The organism is Pseudomonas artemisiae, assembly GCF_057128685.1.
In genome coordinates this window covers 14,385-34,624 of sequence record NZ_JBSKHS010000003.1, presented here as the reverse complement: position 1 = coordinate 34,624, position 20,240 = coordinate 14,385, and the positions used below count along the sequence as shown (strand labels likewise).

At 61.6% G+C, this 20,240-nt stretch carries 19 protein-coding genes, 1 tRNA gene, 1 pseudogene and 1 riboswitch; of the genes and pseudogenes, 9 read left to right on the top strand and 12 right to left on the bottom strand.

Annotated features, from left to right (window positions below; all coding sequences use genetic code 11):
* Nucleotides 1-30: 30 nt before the first annotated feature.
* Nucleotides 31-1,935, bottom strand: a complete 1,905-nt coding sequence (locus ACWKV4_RS04510) for an ATP-binding cassette domain-containing protein (RefSeq protein WP_483830881.1) — start codon at nt 1,933-1,935, stop codon at nt 31-33.
* A 154-nt stretch (nt 1,936-2,089) separates the two neighbouring features.
* On the opposite strand from ACWKV4_RS04510, the gene ACWKV4_RS04505 reads away from it, so the two are divergent.
* Complete coding sequence (locus ACWKV4_RS04505; protein ID WP_483830882.1) at nt 2,090-4,024, top strand: transglycosylase SLT domain-containing protein; 1,935 nt, start codon at nt 2,090-2,092, stop codon at nt 4,022-4,024.
* A 71-nt stretch (nt 4,025-4,095) separates the two neighbouring features.
* Here ACWKV4_RS04505 and ACWKV4_RS04500 read toward each other — a convergent pair whose 3' ends face one another.
* The 5 genes from ACWKV4_RS04500 to moaB all read right to left on the bottom strand — a co-directional run bounded on the left by ACWKV4_RS04500 (nt 4,096) and on the right by moaB (nt 8,705).
* On the bottom strand, nt 4,096-4,896 hold the full coding sequence (locus ACWKV4_RS04500) for an MOSC domain-containing protein (RefSeq protein ID WP_483830883.1): 801 nt from the start codon (nt 4,894-4,896) through the stop codon (nt 4,096-4,098).
* Nucleotides 4,897-4,953: 57 nt separating this feature from the next.
* A complete protein-coding gene (locus ACWKV4_RS04495) occupies nt 4,954-5,883 on the bottom strand; it encodes a chemotaxis protein CheV (RefSeq protein WP_483830884.1) in 930 nt (309 codons plus the stop codon).
* Nucleotides 5,884-5,987: 104 nt separating this feature from the next.
* Nucleotides 5,988-6,884, bottom strand: a complete 897-nt coding sequence (yegS, locus tag ACWKV4_RS04490) for a lipid kinase YegS (protein ID WP_483830885.1) — start codon at nt 6,882-6,884, stop codon at nt 5,988-5,990.
* A gap of 77 nt (nt 6,885-6,961) precedes the next feature.
* On the bottom strand, nt 6,962-8,173 hold the full coding sequence (locus tag ACWKV4_RS04485; protein WP_483830920.1) for a molybdopterin molybdotransferase MoeA: 1,212 nt from the start codon (nt 8,171-8,173) through the stop codon (nt 6,962-6,964).
* Nucleotides 8,166-8,705 (bottom strand): molybdenum cofactor biosynthesis protein B, encoded by a 540-nt coding sequence (gene moaB, locus ACWKV4_RS04480; RefSeq protein ID WP_483830886.1) that lies wholly within the window; start codon nt 8,703-8,705, stop codon nt 8,166-8,168. Before moaB ends, ACWKV4_RS04485 begins: the two co-directional genes overlap by 8 nt.
* A 71-nt stretch (nt 8,706-8,776) precedes the next feature.
* On the opposite strand from moaB, the gene mobA reads away from it, so the two are divergent.
* The 3 genes from mobA (at nt 8,777) to ACWKV4_RS04465 (ending at nt 9,823) form a co-directional block, all read left to right on the top strand.
* On the top strand, nt 8,777-9,391 hold the full coding sequence (gene mobA / locus ACWKV4_RS04475) for a molybdenum cofactor guanylyltransferase MobA (RefSeq protein ID WP_483830887.1): 615 nt from the start codon (nt 8,777-8,779) through the stop codon (nt 9,389-9,391).
* Between the two features lie 66 nt (nt 9,392-9,457).
* Entirely contained in the window at nt 9,458-9,679 is a 222-nt protein-coding gene (locus tag ACWKV4_RS04470; RefSeq protein WP_483830888.1) for a YgdI/YgdR family lipoprotein, read from the top strand.
* 67 nt (nt 9,680-9,746) lie between these two features.
* Nucleotides 9,747-9,823, top strand: a tRNA-Pro gene (locus ACWKV4_RS04465).
* 452 nt (nt 9,824-10,275) lie between these two features.
* Here ACWKV4_RS04465 and ACWKV4_RS04460 read toward each other — a convergent pair.
* The 6 genes and pseudogenes from ACWKV4_RS04460 to ACWKV4_RS04435 form a co-directional block, all read right to left on the bottom strand.
* Nucleotides 10,276-13,383, bottom strand: coding sequence for a multidrug efflux RND transporter permease subunit (locus ACWKV4_RS04460; RefSeq protein WP_483830889.1), 3,108 nt, complete (start codon nt 13,381-13,383; stop codon nt 10,276-10,278).
* Nucleotides 13,383-14,546 carry an efflux RND transporter periplasmic adaptor subunit gene (locus tag ACWKV4_RS04455; protein WP_483830890.1) on the bottom strand — a complete coding sequence of 388 codons (1,164 nt, stop codon included), beginning with the start codon at nt 14,544-14,546 and terminating at the stop codon, nt 13,383-13,385. Before ACWKV4_RS04455 ends, ACWKV4_RS04460 begins: the two co-directional genes overlap by 1 nt.
* A 137-nt stretch (nt 14,547-14,683) precedes the next feature.
* Nucleotides 14,684-14,872: pseudogene (locus tag ACWKV4_RS04450) on the bottom strand (hypothetical protein); the annotation flags it as partial.
* Nucleotides 14,873-14,876: 4 nt separating this feature from the next.
* Nucleotides 14,877-15,044, bottom strand: a riboswitch (yybP-ykoY riboswitch).
* 45 nt (nt 15,045-15,089) lie between these two features.
* Nucleotides 15,090-15,986, bottom strand: a complete 897-nt coding sequence (locus ACWKV4_RS04445; protein WP_483830891.1) for a pseudouridine synthase — start codon at nt 15,984-15,986, stop codon at nt 15,090-15,092.
* Nucleotides 15,987-16,037: 51 nt separating this feature from the next.
* Complete coding sequence (locus tag ACWKV4_RS04440; RefSeq protein ID WP_483830921.1) at nt 16,038-16,364, bottom strand: transcriptional regulator; 327 nt, start codon at nt 16,362-16,364, stop codon at nt 16,038-16,040.
* 159 nt (nt 16,365-16,523) lie between these two features.
* Nucleotides 16,524-16,760, bottom strand: coding sequence for a glutaredoxin family protein (locus ACWKV4_RS04435; protein WP_483830892.1), 237 nt, complete (start codon nt 16,758-16,760; stop codon nt 16,524-16,526).
* Nucleotides 16,761-16,947: 187 nt separating this feature from the next.
* On the opposite strand from ACWKV4_RS04435, the gene ACWKV4_RS04430 reads away from it, so the two are divergent.
* The 5 genes from ACWKV4_RS04430 (at nt 16,948) to ACWKV4_RS04410 (ending at nt 20,206) form a co-directional block, all read left to right on the top strand.
* Nucleotides 16,948-17,262 carry an ElaB/YgaM/YqjD family protein gene (locus tag ACWKV4_RS04430; protein ID WP_483830893.1) on the top strand — a complete coding sequence of 105 codons (315 nt, stop codon included), beginning with the start codon at nt 16,948-16,950 and terminating at the stop codon, nt 17,260-17,262.
* A gap of 1 nt (nt 17,263) precedes the next feature.
* On the top strand, nt 17,264-17,662 hold the full coding sequence (locus ACWKV4_RS04425) for a phage holin family protein (RefSeq protein WP_483830894.1): 399 nt from the start codon (nt 17,264-17,266) through the stop codon (nt 17,660-17,662).
* A complete protein-coding gene (locus ACWKV4_RS04420; protein WP_483830895.1) occupies nt 17,659-17,991 on the top strand; it encodes a hypothetical protein in 333 nt (110 codons plus the stop codon). The genes ACWKV4_RS04425 and ACWKV4_RS04420 overlap by 4 nt, the downstream gene beginning before the upstream one ends.
* Nucleotides 17,992-18,144: 153 nt before the next feature.
* The gene (locus tag ACWKV4_RS04415) at nt 18,145-19,476 is read left to right on the top strand and encodes a deoxyguanosinetriphosphate triphosphohydrolase (RefSeq protein ID WP_483830896.1); all 1,332 of its coding nucleotides are present in this window, start codon (nt 18,145-18,147) and stop codon (nt 19,474-19,476) included.
* Nucleotides 19,477-19,582: 106 nt separating this feature from the next.
* On the top strand, nt 19,583-20,206 hold the full coding sequence (locus ACWKV4_RS04410; protein WP_483830897.1) for a response regulator: 624 nt from the start codon (nt 19,583-19,585) through the stop codon (nt 20,204-20,206).
* The last annotated feature ends 34 nt before the right edge of the window (nt 20,207-20,240 follow it).

The following is a 20,240-nucleotide window of genomic DNA, read 5'->3' as shown; positions in this document are numbered from 1 at the left end:
ATCAGTGGCGGCGGCCTGTGTTTTCAGCGATCAGGCATCAAGCTCGGCCCAGCGCTCAAGCAACCCGTCCAAGCGCGCCTGCAAGCTTTCCAGGCTGGCCAACACCGCGGCCGTTTCACTCGCGGGGCGCTGGTAAAAGCTGGGCGAAGCGATGTCCTGATTGACCTTCGCTATCTCCGCTTCCAAGGCCTCCATCTCTCCTGGTAGCGCTTCCAGCTCGCGCTGTAGCTTGTAACTAAGTTTCTTCTTGGCCGGCGCTGCCGCCGGGGCTTGGGTTGCCGCAGGCGCTGCTGCCGCTTGCTCTGCCTTGGCGGGCTTGGCATCCTTGACGCCCAGCAACTTGGCCGAACCGCCTTGGCGAATCCAGTCCTGGTAGCCGCCAACGTATTCACGCACCAAGCCGTCGCCTTCGAAGACCAGGGTGCTGGTGACCACGTTGTCGAGGAACGCCCGGTCGTGGCTGACCATCAGCACGGTGCCCTTGAAGCTCGACAACACCTCTTCGAGCAACTCCAGGGTTTCCACGTCCAGGTCGTTGGTGGGTTCGTCCAGCACCAGCAGGTTGGCCGGCTTGCTGAACAGCTTGGCCAGCAACAACCGCGCCCTTTCCCCGCCGGACAATGCCTTTACCGGCGTGCGGGCACGTTGTGGGCTGAAGAGGAAGTCCCCCAGGTAACTGAGCACATGGCGGCTCTGGCCATCGATCTCGATAAAATCCCGGCCCTCGGCCAGGTTGTCGATCACGGTTTTCTCCAAATCCAACTGCATGCGTAGTTGATCGAAGTAAGCCACTTCCAGGCGCGTGCCCTGCTCTACCTTGCCTTCGACAGGCTGCAAATCCCCCAGCAACAGCTTGAGCAGAGTGGTTTTGCCAGTACCGTTGGCGCCGAGCAGGCCAATGCGATCTTCGCGCTGCAGCACCATGGAGAAGTCTTTGACCAACAGCGGCCCGCCTGGGTGGGCATAGCTGACGTTCTCCAGCACGATCACCTGCTTGCCGGACTTGTCCGCGACATCCAATTGGATGTTGGCCTTGCCCTGCCGCTCGCGGCGCTCGCCCCGCTCCGTGCGCAAGGCCTTGAGGGCACGTACGCGGCCTTCGTTACGGGTGCGCCGGGCCTTGATACCTTGGCGAATCCAGACTTCTTCCTGGGCCAGGCGCTTGTCGAACAACGCATTGGCGGTTTCCTCGGCGGCCAGTTCGGCCTCCTTGTGCACCAGGAAGCTGGCGTAGTCGCCGTTCCAGTCGATCAGCTTGCCGCGGTCCAGCTCCAGGATACGCGTGGCCAGGTTTTGCAGGAAAGCCCGGTCGTGGGTGATGAACAGCACCGCGCCGCCAAAACCGGCCAAGGCCTCCTCGAGCCAGGCGATGGCCCCGATGTCCAGGTGGTTGGTAGGCTCGTCCAACAGCAACAGGTCGGGCTCGGACACCAACGCCTGGGCCAGCAGCACGCGCCTGCGCCAGCCGCCGGACAGCTCGGCGAGGGTTTTGTCCGCCGGCAGCTGTAAGCGGCTCAGGGTACTGTCCACCAACTGCTGAAGGCGCCAGCCATCCCGGGCCTCAAGTTCTTGCTGAACGTGCATGAGCGCGTCCAGGTCGGCGTCGGTCACGATGTTCTGGCTTAGGTGGTTGTACTGCGCAAGCAGCTCGCCCACGCCGGACAGCCCTTCGGCCACCACGTCGAAGACGGTGCGGTCATCGGCCCGAGGCAGCTCCTGAGGAAGCTCCCCGATCTTCAGGCCAGGGGCCCGCCAGATATCGCCCTCGTCGGGTTTCTGGTCGCCGCGTACCAACCGCAACATGCTGGACTTGCCAGTGCCGTTACGGCCGATGATGCAGACCCGCTCGCCGCGGGCAATCTGCCAGGAAACCTTATCGAGCAACGGCATGGCGCCGTAGGCGAGGGAAACATCGCTCAGTTTGAGCAGGGTCATGGGAATCTCCGGAAAAGCCGGCGCGTATTCTACCTTATGTACCCGCCGGGCACAGCAAGCGCCGGGCGGCATATGCTGAAACAACAGGCACGCTTTCGGGCCGTCGGGCAACAGGCTAAGCTAGCGGCCAATCTGTACGCCCCTCGGAAGTCTCATGCGCAGTCGACTGTCCCGCCTCGTTCCCGCCCTGCTGCTCGCGGTTATTCCTTTTGCTCCCGCCGCTCACGCCGGGGACCTGGCCCTTCAGCGCCAATATTATGACCAAGCCAAGGCTGCGTTGACCAAGGGCAACAGCGCGCCTTACTTCCAGTACAAGGCCATGCTGGTGGACTACCCGCTGGAACCTTATCTGGCGTATGAGGAGCTTACCGCCCGTCTGCCGGGGGCCAGCGACGAGGAAATCCAGGGGTTCATCCAGGCCCACGGCGACCTCCCCCAGATTAACTGGCTGAAGTTGCGGTGGCTGCGCATGCTGGCCGAGCGTGGGGACTGGCCCACCTTCGCGCGCTATTACGACCCCAAGCTCAATTTCACCGAACTCGATTGCCTGTTCGGCCAATACCAACTCACCCAGCCCAACCTGCGCGCTGAAGGCTATGCCAATGCCGAACGCTTGTGGCTGAGCGGCAAGGACCGCCCACCGGCGTGTGAGGCGCTGTTCGGGCGGTGGGCGGCCGAAGGGCAACTGACCGAGCAAAAGCGTTGGCAGCGGGCCAAACTGGCCGCCCAGGCCAAGAACTACACCTTGGCTACCGCCATGGTTAATGGCTTGCCTACCTTGAGCACTCAGGGGCAACGCCTGCTGGATGTCGCCCGTAAACCCGAGCTGCTGGACCAACCTGGCCTGTTCGTACCGGCGGACGAAGCCATGTCCGATGTAGTGAGCCTGGGCCTGCGCCGCCTGGCCAAGCAGGACCCAGAAAAGGCACTGGGCCTACTGGACAGCTATGCGGCCACCATGCACTTTTCTAGCGACGAAAAAGTGGCCATCGCCAAGGACATTGGTTTGGGGCTGGCTCGGCGCTACGACAGCCGGGCACTGAGCCTGATGACCCGTTACGACCCCGACCTGCGTGACGACACCGTAAGCGAATGGCGCCTGCGCCTGCTGCTGCGCCTGGGCCAGTGGCAAGAGGCCTACGACTTGACACGCCGGCTGCCCGCCAGCCTGGCGCAGACCAATCGTTGGAAGTACTGGGAGGCTCGAGCCCTGGAACTGGCGCGGCCTGACGATCCCCAAGTACCAGCCTTGTATCGCGCCGTGGCCAAGGAGCGGGATTTCTACGGTTTTCTGGCCGCCGACCGAGCCCAGGTCCCCTATCAGCTCACCAACCGCCCCCTGGCCCTTAGCCAGGCCCAGCTCAATAGCGTGCGCAACGCCCCCGGCATCAGGCGCGCCCTGGAGCTTTACCAACGCGGGCAGATCGTCGATGGGCGCCGTGAGTGGTACTACGTGTCGCGCCACTTCGACCGGGACCAAATGGTGGCTCAAGCCAAGCTTGCGTACGACATGGGCTGGTATTTCCCAGCCATTCGTACCATCAGTCAGGCCCAGTACTGGGACGACCTGAATATTCGCTTCCCCATGGCGCACCGAGACACCTTGTTGCGCGAAGCTCGCGCGCGAGGCCTGCATGCCAGCTGGGTATTTGCCATTACACGCCAGGAAAGCGCCTTCATGGACGACGCCCGTTCCCCCGTCGGGGCCATGGGTCTGATGCAACTGATGCCCGCCACTGCCAAGGAAACCTCTCGCAAGTTCAGCATTGCGCTGGCCTCGCCACAGCAAGTGATCGACCCGGACAAGAACATCCAACTCGGCGCTGCCTACCTGAGCGTGGTTCATGGCCAGTTCAATGGCAACCGGGTATTGGCCTCGGCGGCGTACAACGCGGGCGCGGGCCGTGTGCGACAGTGGTTACGGGGTGCCAACCACTTGAGTTTCGATGTGTGGGTCGAGTCGATTCCCTTCGACGAAACCCGGCAATATGTACAGAACGTACTGTCATACGCGGTGATCTACGGTGCCAAACTCAATACACCCCAGCCTATCGTGGACTGGCACGAGCGGTTTTTCGACGATATCTGATCGCGGCCAAGGCGCGCGCCTGAGCGAACACCCATAACCCATGGCCCTTTACAGAGCCATGGGGCTGGGTACTAAAGCAGGGTGACTGGCATCCCCACTTCCACTACTCCCCCGCCCTCACCAATAAGGTTTTGGCCGAACATGATGCCGCCTTCGAAGCGACGGTAGTCCTTGAGGGTATTGAGGGGCTCGCGGTCCCCATCACGTTCGTGGGTGTTGGGGTCGATGGTGGTTAATATGCAACGAGCGCAGGGTGAGGCTACACGGAAGGTTACGTCCCCAATTCGCAAGCGGCTCCAATTGTCTTCGGCATAGGCCTGGGCGCCTTCGATTACCAGGTTGGGGCGGAAACGCGGCATCATCATCTCGCGCCCCACTCGGCGAGAAAGGTCATCGACAGACGCCTGGTTGATCAGCAGCAGAGGAAAGCCGTCGGCGAAGGCCACCCGGTCTTCGGCTTCTGTGTTTCCGGCCCCAAGCGGCCGGGCCCGATGCTCAGGCACATACACCAAGCGCACCGACTGCCCAATGAGTTGGCTGGCCCACGCCGCCACCTCATCACCGGCATCGGGTACCCGCAAAGCGTCCTTCCAGATCACCACGCCCCGCAACTGGCTATCGGCTTCAGGCAAGGGTACCTCTAAGGCAGGCAAGCCCGGCGCGCTTAAGGTAAGGCCGCCGTTGGCGGCGTAGCGGGCCGAGATCCTGCCTAATACGGGCAAAGTACGCTGGGTCAAGCAACGGCCGCTGGTCTCGTCTACGAACATCCAACGGCGGTCCCCCGCCAGCCCTAACCGCTCCACGGCAGATGTCGACAGGGCTTCACCCAGGGTGGATTTGATAGGGTACCGATACAACGCTTGTAAACGCATGGCGGGCTTCCTCAAGGGGGCTCGCCTAGCTTAAACGATGCCTGGCCTCACAACGACTTAGCCGTGTTCCATTTCCAGGCGCTGACGCACCACTTCTACCAGACGGTCTGGTTGGAACTTGGAAAGGAAGTTGTCACAGCCCACTTTCTTGACCATCGATTCATTGAAGCTACCCGACAATGAGGTGTGCAGCACCACATAGAGGTCGCGCAAGCGAGGGTCCTGGCGAATCTCCGTGGTCAGCCGGTAGCCGTCCATTTCTGGCATTTCAGCGTCAGTGAACACCATCAGCAGCTTGCTACACACGTCCTCGCCAGCATCGGCCCACTTTTGCAACATACGCAGCGCCTTGAGCCCATCGCTGGCTACATGCAGTACGGCCCCGAGCTGGGAGAGTGTGTCCCGCAACTGAGCCAAGGCTACGGTGGAGTCATCCACCAGGAGGATTTCCCGGCCACGAGCATGGGCGAGCATTGAGTCTTCGAGTTTGTCTTTGGAAACCTTGGCGTTGTAAGGAACGATTTCGGCCAGTACCTTCTCGACGTCGATGATTTCCACTAACTTGTCTTCGACCCGGGTGATCGCCGTGAGGTAATGCTGCCGGCCCGCACTGGTAGGCGGCGGCAGAATGGCTTCCCAGTTCATGTTGATAATGCGGTCCACACCGCCCACCAAAAACGCCTGCACCGAGCGGTTGTACTCAGTCACGATAATGGTGCTGTCCGGGCCCGGTTCCAGTGGCCGCATGCCGATGGCTTGAGACAGGTCGATCACCGGCAGGGTTTGCCCACGCAGGTTGACTACCCCACACACGAACGCATGCCGTTGCGGCATCAGCGTCAGTTTGGGCAACTGCAATACTTCCTGAACCTTGAACACGTTGATCGCGAACAGTTGGCGGCCCGCCAAGCGAAACATGAGGATTTCAAGGCGGTTTTCACCCACCAGTTGGGTGCGCTGATCAACGCTGTCGAGTATGCCGGCCATGAAAGTCCCCGGGGGTTGGATAAGCCATGTACGGGCTATCGGCGCTCCCAGGTCAAACTTGAACGGCTCGCAAAGGCGTGGCCTGCAAGCCTTGTAAAAGGTACTTAAGCCTGCTGACTGAGCAGCGGGCAGTTGGCGGGCAAGTGCAGTCGCAGGGCGCCCGGGCGGGCGGTGAAGCGTAGATCGGTGCCAGTCAGCGGTTCGCCGTCGAGGTTGATGTCCAATCCTTGCGCGCTCTGGATTTCCACCCAAGGCAAGCGGGCGCGGATAAACAGGTTATCCATCCCGCCGCCACCCAGAAACTCCTTAAGGGTAGAAACCACTTCAGTGGGTGCGGGCAGAATGCTGATGTCCAACATGCCATCGTCCACTGTTGCCCCTGGGCACAACACATGGCCGCCCCCTGCCTGCCTACCGTTGCCGATCCCCAACGCCAGCAGCTCCCCTTCCCAATGAAAGTCTGGGCCATGCAGTACCCCGGAGGCAGCACGCAGCTCACTGAAACGGCTCAGCCCGGTAAAGAGATAGGCAGCGCCGCCCAGTACCTTTTTCAGGTCCTCAGAGGTGTTGGCGGTCACTTGGCTACCGAAGCCGCCGGTGGCCATATTGAGAAACAGCTGGCCGCCTACCTCGCCCAAGTCCACCGCCCGGGCTGGTTGCTCCAGCAAGGCCAGGGCAGGTTGGGGCTCCAAAGGCACGCCCGCGGCACGCGCGAAGTCGTTGGCGGTGCCCAACGGCATCAGCGCCAGGCTCACATCAGCCTTGCTTTGAGCTACCGCTTCGGCCACGTCCCGTAGGGTGCCGTCGCCGCCACCGGCGATCAAGGTCGGATAGCCTGCGGCGATGCCCTCTTCTACCAGGCGGGCGGCGTCACCGCCCTCCCAGGTAAGCCGTACGGCGATCTCCCAGCCCTGTTCGCGCTGGGCCTCGACCGCCGCGCGCACGTCTTCGTTGAGTGCCTGCTTACCGTGCAGAATCAGCCATGCCTTACGCGCTTGCATTCACCTACCCCTTCGCTAAAGTGCCAATGGGCATGTGACCACGGCCAACGGGAAAAGCGCCCGCGAACGAAACATTCTCAAACCAACAGTTCGCTCATGGGTATGAAGCCCAGCAAATCCCCTTCGGCTACTGCTTGCCCTTCTGGCACTTCCACCAGTCCATCGGCCCACGCAGCACTGCGCAGCACCCCGGAACTCTGATTGGGGTACAGCTGGGCATGGCCTGCATCAATTTGTGCGCGAAGAAACTCACGGCGCCCACCGGTTGGCCAGGTAAAGCCTGCGGCAACCTTCACACGCCGTGGCTCGGCACGCTCGCAGCCCATCCGCCGCAACAGGTAAGGCCGCGCCAGCAGCGCGAAGGTCACCAGTGTGGAAGCAGGGTTGCCCGGCAGGCCGATCACTACCGTGCCCTGATAGGTACCTACGGTCAGCGGCTTGCCAGGTTTGATGGCGAGCTTCCACAACGCCAATTCGCCACCTTCGCGCAAGGCCTGGCCCAGGTAATCAGCCTCTCCCACGGATACACCGCCGGTGGTGAGAATCAGGTCTACCCCTTGGAGCCCTTCGAGGGTGCGCCGGGTAAGGTCAAGGTCATCACCGATGATGCCGGCGTCTATCACCTCGCAGGCGCTGCGCTCGAGCCAACTGCACAGCAGCTGCCGATTGCTATTGTAGATCTGCCCAGGGCCTAGCGGGCTGCCGGGGGCGACCAGCTCGTCCCCGGTGGACAGTACCGCCACTCGCGCTTTACGGCTTACGCTCAAGGTGGCCACGCCCAGGGTAGCCGCCAGCCCCAGCTCAATAGGGCCCAGGCGGGTGCCGGCACTCAATACGCGATCGCCCGCCCGGCACTCCTGCCCCTGTGGCCGCACGTTCAGGCCTACTTTCGCAGGCTGAGTGAAGCCGACCCGGCCATCGGGAGCGACTTCAGCGTTTTCCTGCATGTGCACGCAGTCCGCACCCTCGGGCATGGGGGCACCGGTGAAAATTCGTGCGCAGGTGCCCGGTTGCAAGGGCGCGGGGGCTTGGCCCGCGAAAATCCGTTGCGTTACCTCCAAGGGCGCACCTGTCCATGAGGCTGCGGCCAAGGCATAACCATCCATGGCGCTGTTAGGCCATGGGGGTAGGTCTGTGCTGGCACTCACCCCCTCGGCTAATACACGCCCATCCGCGGCAGCCAGGGGTAGGGTTTCGTTTCCCAGCGCAGGCGCTGCGTCGGCCAAGGCCAGTAGCCGTTCAGTAGCCTGGGCCAGCGTGATGAGGCCCCGCGGGTTGGGCTCAACCACGGCTTTCACAAGGCGCGGCTTTCTTAAGGTGTGGCACGAAGTTACAAGGCCGGTAGCGGTTATCCAACTGCTCGGCAAGGATGCCATCCCAACCAGTGCGGCAGGCATTGGTAGAGCCCGGCAAGCAGCACACCAGAGTACCGTTGGCCAGGCCGGCCAACGCCCGGGATTGCACCGTGGACGTGCCAATGTCTTTAAGGGAAATATGGCGGAACAACTCGCCGAACCCGTCAATGTGTTTGTCCAGCAGGCAGGCGACCGCCTCAGGAGTGCTGTCACGCCCGGTGAAACCGGTACCGCCAGTGATCAGTACCACTTGAACCACCTCGTCGGCGATCCATGTGGCGACCTGGGCGCGGATTTTGTACAGGTCATCCTTGAGCAGCACCCGCGCGGCCAGGCCATGGCCAGCGGCGGTCAGGCGGTCAACGAACAGTTGGCCTGAGGTGTCGGTTTCTTGAGTGCGGGTGTCGCTGACCGTCAATACCGCGATATTGAGGGGCACGAAAGGAGCATCGGCCTTGGTATTCATGGCACGTTCCAGTTGTTGAGGAAAACGCTCGGTGTTATATCACAGCCACCTACTCCACGCCTGAGCCTGCCATGGATTCTCTGCCCTTACCCCAGCCACCTACCTCCGTTTTGCTGCTGGCCGGTGGTCAAGGGTCGCGTGTAGGCGGCGCGGACAAGGGCCTGCTGCCTTGGCGTGGCAAGCCGATGATTGAACACTTGTACGCCTGGGTGCGGCCACTGACCGACGACTTGATCATCTCCTGCAATCGCAATACCGAGCGCTATGCCCCGTACGCAGATCGGCTGGCTATCGATGCTGAGCCCGGCTACCCAGGCCCAATGGCAGGGCTGCTGGCAGGGCTGCGGCTGGCGCGGCATTCACGGCTGCTAGTGCTGCCCTGCGATGTACCGGGTATCGATAGGGCCTTGCTTGCAAGCATGCTGGCCCATCAGGCCAAGGCCCCCGCGGCACCCTTGATCCTGCGCCAGGGCGGCGCTTGGGAGCCCTTGTTGTGTGTGCTGCCAACCGCTGTCAAACTTGCCTTCGAACAGGCTTGGGGCCAAGGCGAACGCAGCCCCCGCAAGGTGATGCTGGCCTTGCGGCCGCAAGCGTTGGATTGCCCGGCCCAAGACCCTCGGCTGCGTAATTTGAATACCCTCACGTTGATGCAGGACAATAACGCCCCCTCTGCCGCCGGCCCCTAAGGAACTTGCCGTGCCCGGCTGCGTCATACGGGGGTTATCACTTAACACTCTTTCCGGAGACTTGAAATGTCCAACAGGATTCTTCCCGCACTGATGCTCGCAGCGGGCCTTGCCGCTTTGGCGGGATGCTCCACCCCGACCGTCATCACCCTGAACGATGGCCGTGAAATCCAGGCAGTTGACTCGCCTAAGTACGACGAAGACTCCGGCTTCTACGAAATCGAGCAACTCGACGGCAAGCAGACCCGCGTCAACAAAGACCAGGTTCGTACCGTTAAAGAGCTCTGATCGTTGTAAGACTGCACCGGTATCAAGGGCTTGTGGAGGTTAATCAGCACCGGTAATCTTTCGGTATCGGAGTGTAGCGCAGCCAGGTAGCGCGTCTTGTTCGGGACGAGAAGGCCGCAGGTTCGAATCCTGTCTCTCCGACCATATCGCTGCGCTGGGTAATGTCCTGGCCTGAAATACCAAAAGCCCGCCTTGCGCGGGCTTTCTTGTTTCCATCGTAATCGCCGCCGTTGTATTGAGGGGATAGTGTCAGCACGTCCTTGCCTTCGGTAGCGCCAAGCCAGGTGAAGTGCTCCGGCATGGGCGCAACCGTTGGGGCGAAAATAAGGGCGTTCCCGACATCGCCGGTGGCCAGGCCCGGGCCGCTGAGCGTCCAGCGACTGCACGCGCCATACTTGCCCTGGATGTCCAGCACAAAGGTGCCGTTGTGACCACCGCCCATGCTGGTAAAGCCCTACACCCCGCGGCGCGGCCGGTCGCGAGCCAGCTCGGCTGCTACGCGGGTACACATGCGCCTGTACTAGTAGCCGGCCAGGGTTCCCGCTCGTTCACAGAGGCCAATCTCGTATGCGCAGGGCTAGTACAGCCCCTCGCTATTAGGCGCGCTGCGGTTTGTGCTTAAGCCTTTCCACCCCACCCATCACCAGCACGAAGAACACGGGGACGAATATCACCGCCAAGGTCGCGGTCAGCATCCCGCCGATCACGCCGGTGCCGATGGCCTGTTGGCTAGCGGAACTGGCGCCGGTGGCGAACGCCAAGGGCACTACACCGAGAACGAACGCCAACGAGGTCATCACGATGGGCCGCAAACGCAGCCTGGCCGCGCGGATAGCGGCTTCGAAGCGGTCCATCCCCTGGTCATGCAAGGTTTTGGCGAACTCGATGATCAGGATGGCGTTCTTGGCCGAGAGGCCAATCAGCGTGATCAAGCCCACCTTGAAGAACACATCATTAGGCATGCCACGCAGGGTCACGGCCAGTACCGCGCCCACAACCCCTAGTGGTACCACCAGCAGCACCGCCAGTGGGATCGCCCAGCTTTCGTAGAGCGCCGCCAGGCACAGGAACACCACTAACATCGATAAGCCCAGTAACAAGGGCGCTTGCCCACCTGATATCTGTTCCTGCAAGGACAAGCCGGTCCACTGTAGGCCAAAGCCTTTAGGCAGGCCCAAGGCCAGGCGTTCGAGTTCTTCCATGGCTTGCCCGGTACTATGCCCCGGCGAGGGTTCCCCCGACAGGCTGATGGCGGGGTAACCGTTGTAGCGGTTGAGCTGGGCTGGGCCACGGGCCCATACCGCCTTGGCGAAGGCGGACACCGGTACCATGTGCCCCTGGGTATTTCGCACCTCCAGGGCCAATACATCTTCCACCTGCTGCCGGCGGTCGCCCTGGCTTTGCACGATCACCTGCTGCATGCGCCCGGCATTGGGGAAGTCGTTGACGTAAGCGGAGCCCAGGGCGATGGACAGCACATTGGCGATCTCCGCAAAGGACACGCCCATGGCATTGGCCTGTTGGCGGTCCACCTCAATCTGGACCTGCGGGGTTTCCGCCAGGGCGGATTCACGCACGTTCTGCAGCACGGTACTGCCCCGGGCCTTGCCAAGCAATTCGTCCCGAGCCCGTTGCAAGGCTTGGTAGCCCTGCCCCGCGCGATCCTGTAGCCGTACCTCGAAGCCGCCAGAGGTACCCAACCCCTCCACGGGGGGCGGCAGCAAGCTGAACGCCATGGCGTCTTTCAAGCCAGAGAATACCGCGCTGGCGCGGTCGGCGATGGCTTGAGCGGAGTTTTCGGTGGCGCGTTCGGACCAATCTTTGAGGGTGGTAAAAGCCAGGGCTGCGTTTTGCCCGCTGCCAGAGAAGCTAAAGCCCAGAATCATCACCGTGTTGGCCACGCCGGGCTCTTGGGCATTGTGGCCCTCTATCTGCTTGGCCACCGCCACGGTGCGGTTCTGGCTGGCGCCCGGTGGAAGCTGAACGTCGGTGATGGTGTAACCCTGGTCCTCCACGGGCAAGAACGAAGACGGCAAGCGCACGAATAACACCGCCAGCAGCCCCACCACCAGCACAAAGCCCAGCATCCAGCGGCCAGCCCGGTGCACTGCCCGCCGTACCCAGCCTTCATAATGGTCACTGGCCTGGTCGAAGCGGCGGTTGAAGGCACCGAACAACCCGGTTCTAACGGCATGCCCGCCTGGGGCCAGGGGCTTGATCAAGGTGGCGCACAGCGCCGGGGTGAGGCTGAGCGCCAGGAAGGCCGAGAACAAGATAGCCACGGCCATCGAGACAGAAAACTGCTGGTAGATCACCCCGACCGACCCGGGCATGAACGCCATGGGAATGAACACCGCCGTGAGCACTAGGGTAATGCCGATGATCGCGCCGCTGATTTCGGTCATGGCCTTGCGAGTAGCGTCCCTGGAAGACAGCCCTTCCTGAGCCATCAGACGTTCTACGTTTTCTACCACTACGATGGCGTCATCCACTAGGATGCCAATGGCTAAGACCATGCCGAACAGCGTCAGCACGTTGATGGAAAACCCAAGCAACAGCATCACGGCCAGTGTGCCCATCAAGGCCACGGGCACCACCAACGCGGGGATGAGCGTATAGCGGATATTTTGCAAAAACAGGAACATCACCACGAACACCAGAGCCATGGCTTCGATCAGGGTGTGAATCACCTTGGTGATAGAAATATGTACGAAAGTCGAGGTGTCGTAGGGAATGTCGTATTTCACCCCAGCAGGGAAATACCGAGCCAGCTCATCGAGTTTGTTCCGCACCTGCGTGGCAGTGCTCATGGCGTTGCCCGCTGGAGCCAGTTGCACCCCAATGGCGACCGAGGCCTGGCCATTCAAGCGGGTAGCAAAGTTATAGCTCTGCGCGCCCACCTCTACGCGGGCCACATCCCCCACCGTTATATTTGCCCCGTTCGGGTTGGCTTTAAGCACGATGCCAGCAAACGCCTCCGGCGTGGTCAACTGCCCTTGCACGATCACGGTAGCGGTCATCTCTTGATCGGCAGACGTTGGCAAGTCACCGATACCCCCGGCGGACACCTGTACGTTCTGCTCGGCGATCGCCTGGCTTACATCAGCCGGGGTCAGGTGGTAGGCCACCAGTTTTCGCGGGTCCACCCAGATGCGCATGGCCCGCTCGGCACCGAACAGTTGCGCCTTGCCCACTCCATCGAGGCGCTTGAGTTCGTTGATCACATTACGGGCCAGGTAGTCGCTCAGGGCGGTTTCATCCAGGCGTCCATCGGTGGAGGTCAGGGTAGCGATCAGCAAGAAACCGGCCGACGTTTCCTCGATCTGCAGCCCCTGCTGGGTCACCGCGCGTGGCAGCCGAGGCTCGACCACCTTCAGGCGATTCTGCACATCGACCTTGGCCAGCTCCGGGTCGGTGCCCGGCTGGAAGGTAATGGTCAGGGTGGCCGTGTTCTGGCTGCTGCTGGCGCTGAAATACAGCAGGTGGTTGACCCCGTTGAGCTCCTGCTCGATCAGGCTGACCACGCTTTCGTCAATGGTTTGCGCCGAGGCGCCTGGGTAGGTGGCCGTCAGTTCGATTTGAGGTGGCGCCACGTTGGGGTACTGGGCCACGGGCAAGCGCGGCAACGCCAGCAGCCCTGCCAGCAGAATGAACAACGCAATCACCCAGGCAAATACTGGACGCCCGATAAAAAACTGCGCCATTAACGCTGCTCCTTGCCAGGCGCCAGTGGCGCGGCTTCTTGGGCTTCGACCTGCTGGCCAGGCTGTGCGTGCTGTACCCCCTCGATCACCACGCGGTCACCCGCCGCCAGGCCGGCCTTCACCACCCAGCGGTTGTTCTGAGCACTACCCAACTCGATGGGGCGCTCCTGAACCTTACCGTCGGCACCCACCACCAGTACCAAGGCTTTACCAGCCGCGTCGCGCTGCACCGCACGCTGCGCGACGGTAATCCCCTGAGCATCCCGCGCCTGGTCGAGCCGTACACGAACGAAACTGCCCGGCAACAGGGCGCGGTCTGGGTTGGGGAACTGGCTGCGCAGGGTGATTTGCCCCGTGCTCTGCTCTACCGTGAGGTCGGAGAACAACAACTGCCCTTTCAACGGGTACTCCGCTCCGTCTTCCTGAATCAGGGTGGCACTGACCTGGGTGTGCGAGAGCGGCTGCACCTGCCCTTGTTGTAGCGAGCGGCGCAGTTCGCTCAATTGCCGGGTGGACTGGTTCACATCGGCATAGATAGGTTCGAGCTGCTGGATGATCGCAAGGGGCGTAGTAGCGTCCTGCCCTACCAGCGCCCCTTCGGTGACCAGGGCCTTACCGATACGGCCCGCGATTGGGGCCTTAACGGTGGCATAACCCAGGTTCAGGCGCGCCCGCTTCAGGGCGGCGCGATTGGCCGCTACGTCTGCTTCGGCCTGCAGGTAACTTGCCTGGGCGTTCTCCGCGTCCTGTCGACTGACCGCATCTATACCCGCCAATTCCGCGTAACGCCGGGCTTGTAGCCGCGTTTGATAAAGCGTGGCCTCGGCTTTTTTCACCCCCGCCTCGGCGCTGTCGACCTCCGCCTGCAGCGGCTCGGGGTCGATCAAGAACAGCACATCCCCTTCTTTAACGTCACTGCCTTCACGGTACACCCGCTTGAGTACGATGCCCGCAACCCGCGCACGCACTTCGGCGGTACGAGGCGACACCAGGCGGCCATTGAGCTCTGTGGTCAGGGTCAAGGCTTGCGGCTGAACGGTTTCGACAGTGACGTGCGCGGGAGGGGCGGCCGGGGCGTCCTCGGGTTTATTACAACCCGCGAGCAGGGCCAGGCTTACGCACAACACGCGCACCGGGGCGAAAGTATGGGCGAACGACAGCATGGCAACGCTCCTGAAGGTGGCGCGCCATGCTAATGCTACTTCGCCGTTTTGGCGTAAATATGTGTTGAGCGCTTGTAAACAAATGTTAAGCGCTAGCTGCGCCAGCACCTGTGTGCCAGGCCTGACCTGCCTTAACGCTGGCTGGCGGCCCGCCCGATGCCCCACCCCAGGAGTGGGGTCAGACCCTCGATCACGCCGAAAATCAAGCCAGTACGCACGGCCTGGAACAGGTGTGGTTTGCGCAGGCTTGCCCCTTTGCCGATCGCGGCGGCGAAGGCATCCGTAGACATGGCGAGGGCCAGGAAGATAAGAGATAGCGGGTTCACGAGTAACTTCCAGTCGGGCTCTGAGACAACGACACCACCACGCGCCCGACCCTAGGCATGGAGATGTCGTTGGTCTCGCCTACCAAAAGGTGTCAGCGCCACGGCAGGCTGCCGAGAATGTTGACGCGAACGCTTCAGAACCCCCTCTGAAGCAGGCTACTCCCCAACGGGGCCGCCACTATAGCCGAGCGGGCCAGTTAACGACACTGCTAATCGGCTAGGGCACCCTTAAGGCAAGGTCACTATTGAACCTGCGCTGCGCACCGGTGAGCGGGTCCATGAACGCCAGCGACCGTGCCAGCAGCTGCAACGGCCGGGCAAAGTCATCCGGCTGCTCCGCTGGCGTAACGTTCGGGTAGAACGGATCGTTGCAAATGGGCGCGCCCAGCCCTGCCATGTGCACCCTGAGCTGGTGCGTGCGCCCCGTAACGGGAGATAACGCGTAATGCCACAGTGGCCCGTCGGCTTTGAGCACCTGCACCAAAGTTTCACTGTTGGGCTCACCCGGTGCTTCGCGCATGCAAAAGAACGGCTCGCCTCGGACGATCCGGCTTCGCCGCACATGGGGTAAGGGCAACTGGGGCAACGCTGGCGCCACGGCCTCATAGCGCTTGTCGATACGGCGGGTTGGAAACAGCTGCTGATACGCCCCACGGGTTGCCACGTTGGTGGAAAACATCACCAGCCCCGCGGTGTGCCGGTCGATACGGTGCAGCGGTACCAGGTGACCGTTGCCGGTGGCGCGAATGAGCCGGCGCAGCAGCGTTTCTTCCACGAACGCCCCGGCCGGTGTGACGGGCAAGAAGTGAGGCTTGTCGGCGATCAGCAGGTGCTCGTCCTGGTACAGCACTCGCTCGGTTACAGGGATGGGCCGCTCCTCAGGCACTTCTCGGTAATAGTGAATCTTCAGGCCCGCGCGGTAAGGTTGCTCCAGGGCAAGGGGCTGCCCCTGGGCATCGAGCACGCGCTGGCGAGCAAAACGGTCGACCCATTGATCACGGCCCACAGCCGGGAAGTGATCGGCCAGGCAATCGAGTACCGTGGCCCAGGCTCCAGGTGGCAGGCAAAGGGTGCTGGCCTGAGAGCGGGCGGGGTCGAAGGGCGTGGCGGGCATGGGTGGCTCCAGAGTGACTGAGCCGTGATTATCCCCTGCCCCGCTGTGTACTCAAAGCACCACGCTCTGCTTTTGCCCCGCTGCCATGGCCTTGGCCTGCGCTTCCAACCAGCGCAGTACGTCGACCGCATCCCAACGGGCGGGGTCGAACAAGGCATAGGCCTGGCCCTGAAAGCCCACAACGTCTAACCGCTGGTGATAGCCCGCGCGCTGAAACAGCGCTTCGATCTCCGCAAAGCAGGTGTTGAAGTGCAGCTTGCCGAAGGGCGTCTTACCTTCCATGACCAGCCCGTCGAGCCGCAGGTCTAGTACCGCTTCGAACACGGCTTCTGGCGACATGCGGTTTACACTGGCTTTGAGCTGCTGAATGTTGATCACGATGCTTTCCTTAGTGTGCGGGCGCAAGGTCGCTTCCTACTGTATTTTTATACAGCCTATAACACGAAGCCACAAAGGCAACGAAGCTCGTGTGCCAAGCTTGCGCGATCCATTCCTGGGCATTGTGCAACGACTATTAGCGATTTGGCACAGGGTTGGTTATTTCAGAAAATGAACCACCTGGTCTTCATCAAACGGCCAGTCCAATTCCGCACCCGTGTCAACCCGCCGTAACACAGGTACCCGAGCTTCATAACGTTCAGGTAGGTAAGCGGCCTCACGCAGGTCAATGAGCTCTACCCACAAGCCATGCTCTACCAGTGCTACCAAGGCAGCTTCGGCCAGGGCGCAGCGTGGGCAATTGATGATCACGAACAGTTGGCATTCGGGGCACATGGCGGCATCAACCTTGACCTGGACCTGGGGCTTAGCAGTCTAGCCCTGCGCTGACCGCTCAGCCACGGCCTCACCTGCGACGCTTAAACAACCTTACACGGCGCTTCCAGCAAAATGCTGTTACGAAGCGCTGAACCTTGACGACGAAACGGGACTCGAACCTCAAAGCCAACCTAAGGAGGACGCCATGACTCGCGATACTATTACTACGGCACAAGACGTGCTGACCGCGGATTTCCAAACGCTGATCCGCGATAGCGAGAAGCTGCTGGAACACACCGCTACCCTGGCCGGTGAACAGGCCGAAGAGCTGCGCGGGCAGATCAAGGCCAGCCTGGTGAAGGCACGGGCTGCGCTCAAGCAGACAGAAGTCGAACTGCGCGAACAAGGGGCGGCGGCACTGGTTGCGGCCGAAGATTATGTGCAGGCCAACCCGCTGCCAGCCATCGGTATCGCCGCTGGCGTAGGCTTCTTGGTGGGCTTGCTGGCTACAAGGCGCTGATATGAACCGGGACGATTCCTCGCTGCCACCGCCGACGGGCCAGACCACCGGCTCCCACGGTCGCCGGCTGGGTGGCGCCTTGCTGGGCTGGTTGCACAGCCATATCGAACTGCTGGGCATTGAATTTCAGGAGCAAAAAGCGCGCACCCTAAGCCTGCTGCTATTTGCCGGCTTGGCGCTGGTGTTCGCTTTGCTGGCACTGGTGGCCCTTTCTGGGTTGATCCTGATCCTGCTTTGGGACAATTACCGCATTCCAGGCATGATTGGCCTGTGTGCGTTCTACCTGCTTGCCGGGTTGTTCTGCGCGATTAAACTCAAGGCCGCGATATTTGACGAGTCCTCGCCGTTCCACGCCACCCTTGAGGAATTGGCCAACGATCGGGAGCGCCTGCTGCCATGAGCCGACACGTACCTAATGGCGCCACGCGCCGTGAAATGCGCAAGGCGGTCATCCGCCTGCGCATGGAAATGCATCGCCAGGAAATCCGCCAGGAGGCCAAGCAGCTTGTTAACCCGTTTTCGCGCCTGCGGACCATGGGCGAAGGCTTGAACAAAAACCTGCGCGCGCGCCATGCCCCGTTGTGGGGTATGGGTGCCGTCAGCCTGTTGGGCTTTTTGTCCGGCAAGGGCGCACGTAAAGGTGGTATTGGTTCAGCCGCTCGGCTAATCAAATTGGGCGTAAGCCTGGTGCCCCTGCTCAAGCTGTTGCAAAACGCAAACCGGCACTGACTCAACCGCCGGTGCCAAGGCCGCTTACCTTACCGTAAGCGGCTTTTTTGATGGCGCCACTACAGCTTACCGAGGCGGCAACGTTTTAGCCGTTGCGGCTTTGCCTCAATGGGAACAAGCTCCGAAGGTGTAAATTTTCGATGGAGAAGCGCCTTGGATTGGCAAACACTGCTCACCCGCGAACGCCTGGGCAAGCCCCTACATAGCGCCGATGAGCTCGGCCGTACCCCCTTTCACAAAGACCATGACCGGATCATCTTCTCCGGTGCCTTCCGCCGCCTGGGGCGCAAGACCCAAGTGCACCCGGTATCAAGCAACGACCATATCCACACCCGCCTTACCCACTCCCTTGAAGTGAGCTGCGTGGGCCGCTCCCTGGGCATGCGCGTTGGTGAGACCCTGCGCGACGAACTGCCCGCTTGGTGTGACCCGTCGGATTTGGGCATGGTGGTGCAATCGGCGTGCTTGGCCCATGACATCGGCAACCCGCCTTTTGGCCATTCCGGTGAAGACGCCATTCGGTACTGGTTTCAGCAAGCCGCCGGGCGCGGCTGGCTCGACAGCATGAGCGATGGCGAGCGCCTGGATTTTCTAAACTTCGAAGGCAATGCCCAGGGCCTGCGGGTGCTGACGCAACTGGAGTATCACCAGTTCGAAGGCGGCATGCGCCTGACCTATGCCACCCTCGGTACTTACCTGAAGTACCCCTGGACGGCCCGCCATGCAGACTCTCTGGGCTACAAGAAGCATAAGTTTGGCTGCTACCAAAGCGAATTGCCACTATTGGAGCAGATCGCCGGGCGGCTGGGGCTGCCGTTGCTCGAGCCCCAGCGGTGGGCACGGCACCCACTGGTGTACCTGATGGAAGCGGCCGACGACATTTGCTATGCCCTGATCGACCTGGAAGACGGGCTGGAGATGGGCCTACTGGAGTACAGCGAGGTGGAGGCCCTGTTGCTGGGGCTGGTAGGCGATGACCTGCCAGATACCTACCGGCAGCTGGGCCCGCTGGACTCACGCCGACGAAAACTGGCCATTTTACGCGGCAAGGCGATCGAGCACCTGACCAATGCCGCCGCCCGCGCCTTCGTGGAGCAACAGCCCGCCTTGCTGGCCGGTTCCTTGACCGGAGACTTGGTAGAGCACATGGACGGCCCGGCCAAGCTCTGCGTTTTGGGCGCCAAGGACATCGCCCGGCAGAAAATTTTCCAGGACAAACGCAAAACCCTGCATGAGATAGGCGCCTATACCACGCTGGAGATCTTGCTCAATGCGTTCTGTGGCGCGGCCCTGGAACAGCATGGCGGCAAGCCGCTATCGTTCAAGAACCGGCGCATCCTCGACCTGATGGGCAGCAATGTGCCGCAACCGTCCTGGCCCCTGCATGCGGCGTTCATGCGCATGATCGACTTTATCGCCGGGATGACCGATAGCTACGCCAGTGAAATGGCCAGCGAAATGACAGGGCGCGCCATTCCGGTATGACCCTGCAAGGAAAACTCTGATAAGCCCGGGCCCATCCCGGGTTAGCAACCTGCCCCGCACCCAACTGAGCTAATGTCCCGCTCCTTGTCGCAGTAAGGAAGCAGGAATGGGTTCGGTATTTATCATTGAAGATCACCCGGTCATTCGCCTTGCAGTACGGATGGTGCTTGAGAACGAAGGCTATGAGGTTATTGGCGAGACCGACAATGGCGTGGATGGCATGCGCATGGTCCGCGAGTGCAACCCTAGGCTGGTCGTACTGGACATCAGCCTGCCCAGGCTGGATGGCTTGGAGGTGCTGGCGCGCTTCCAGGCCATGGGCATGCCCTGGCGGGTACTGGTACTCACCGCCCAGGCGTCCCAACTGTTCGCCATACGCTGCATGCAACTGGGCGCCGCGGGGTATGTGTCCAAGGTCGAAGACCTCACCGAATTGCTAAGCGCGGTGCGCGCGGTATTCGCCGGCTATACCTATTTCCCCAGCCAGGCGCTGACCGCCGCGGACGACCCGGAGCGCGGAGTGGAGTTGGGGCTGTTTCATCAGGTCAACGATAGGGAATTGATGGTGTTGCAACTGTTTGCCCAGGGCAGGACGAACCGGGAAATCGCCGAAGGGATGTTTCTGAGCAACAAAACCGTGAGTACGTACAAAAAGCGCTTGATGCACAAGCTGAAGGCAAAATCGCTGGTGGAGCTATTGGACATCGCCAAGCGTAACGGGGTGGTGTAAGGCAGGCCGACAGGCTGCGATGGCACTTGATCTC

Excerpts from the sequence above, each read along its gene's own strand:
- ACWKV4_RS04510 (WP_483830881.1), bottom strand. The coding sequence starts at position 1,935 with ATGACCCTGCTCAAACTGAGCGATGTTTCCCTCGCCTACGGCGCCATG.
- ACWKV4_RS04505 (WP_483830882.1), top strand. The coding sequence starts at position 2,090 with ATGCGCAGTCGACTGTCCCGCCTCGTTCCCGCCCTGCTGCTCGCGGTT.
- ACWKV4_RS04500 (WP_483830883.1), bottom strand. The coding sequence starts at position 4,896 with ATGCGTTTACAAGCGTTGTATCGGTACCCTATCAAATCCACCCTGGGT.
- ACWKV4_RS04495 (WP_483830884.1), bottom strand. The coding sequence starts at position 5,883 with ATGGCCGGCATACTCGACAGCGTTGATCAGCGCACCCAACTGGTGGGT.
- yegS (WP_483830885.1), bottom strand. The coding sequence starts at position 6,884 with ATGCAAGCGCGTAAGGCATGGCTGATTCTGCACGGTAAGCAGGCACTC.
- moaB (WP_483830886.1), bottom strand. The coding sequence starts at position 8,705 with ATGAATACCAAGGCCGATGCTCCTTTCGTGCCCCTCAATATCGCGGTA.
- mobA (WP_483830887.1), top strand. The coding sequence starts at position 8,777 with ATGGATTCTCTGCCCTTACCCCAGCCACCTACCTCCGTTTTGCTGCTG.
- ACWKV4_RS04470 (WP_483830888.1), top strand. The coding sequence starts at position 9,458 with ATGTCCAACAGGATTCTTCCCGCACTGATGCTCGCAGCGGGCCTTGCC.
- ACWKV4_RS04460 (WP_483830889.1), bottom strand. The coding sequence starts at position 13,383 with ATGGCGCAGTTTTTTATCGGGCGTCCAGTATTTGCCTGGGTGATTGCG.
- ACWKV4_RS04455 (WP_483830890.1), bottom strand. The coding sequence starts at position 14,546 with ATGCTGTCGTTCGCCCATACTTTCGCCCCGGTGCGCGTGTTGTGCGTA.
- ACWKV4_RS04445 (WP_483830891.1), bottom strand. The coding sequence starts at position 15,986 with ATGCCCGCCACGCCCTTCGACCCCGCCCGCTCTCAGGCCAGCACCCTT.
- ACWKV4_RS04435 (WP_483830892.1), bottom strand. The coding sequence starts at position 16,760 with ATGTGCCCCGAATGCCAACTGTTCGTGATCATCAATTGCCCACGCTGC.
- ACWKV4_RS04430 (WP_483830893.1), top strand. The coding sequence starts at position 16,948 with ATGACTCGCGATACTATTACTACGGCACAAGACGTGCTGACCGCGGAT.
- ACWKV4_RS04425 (WP_483830894.1), top strand. The coding sequence starts at position 17,264 with ATGAACCGGGACGATTCCTCGCTGCCACCGCCGACGGGCCAGACCACC.
- ACWKV4_RS04420 (WP_483830895.1), top strand. The coding sequence starts at position 17,659 with ATGAGCCGACACGTACCTAATGGCGCCACGCGCCGTGAAATGCGCAAG.
- ACWKV4_RS04410 (WP_483830897.1), top strand. The coding sequence starts at position 19,583 with ATGGGTTCGGTATTTATCATTGAAGATCACCCGGTCATTCGCCTTGCA.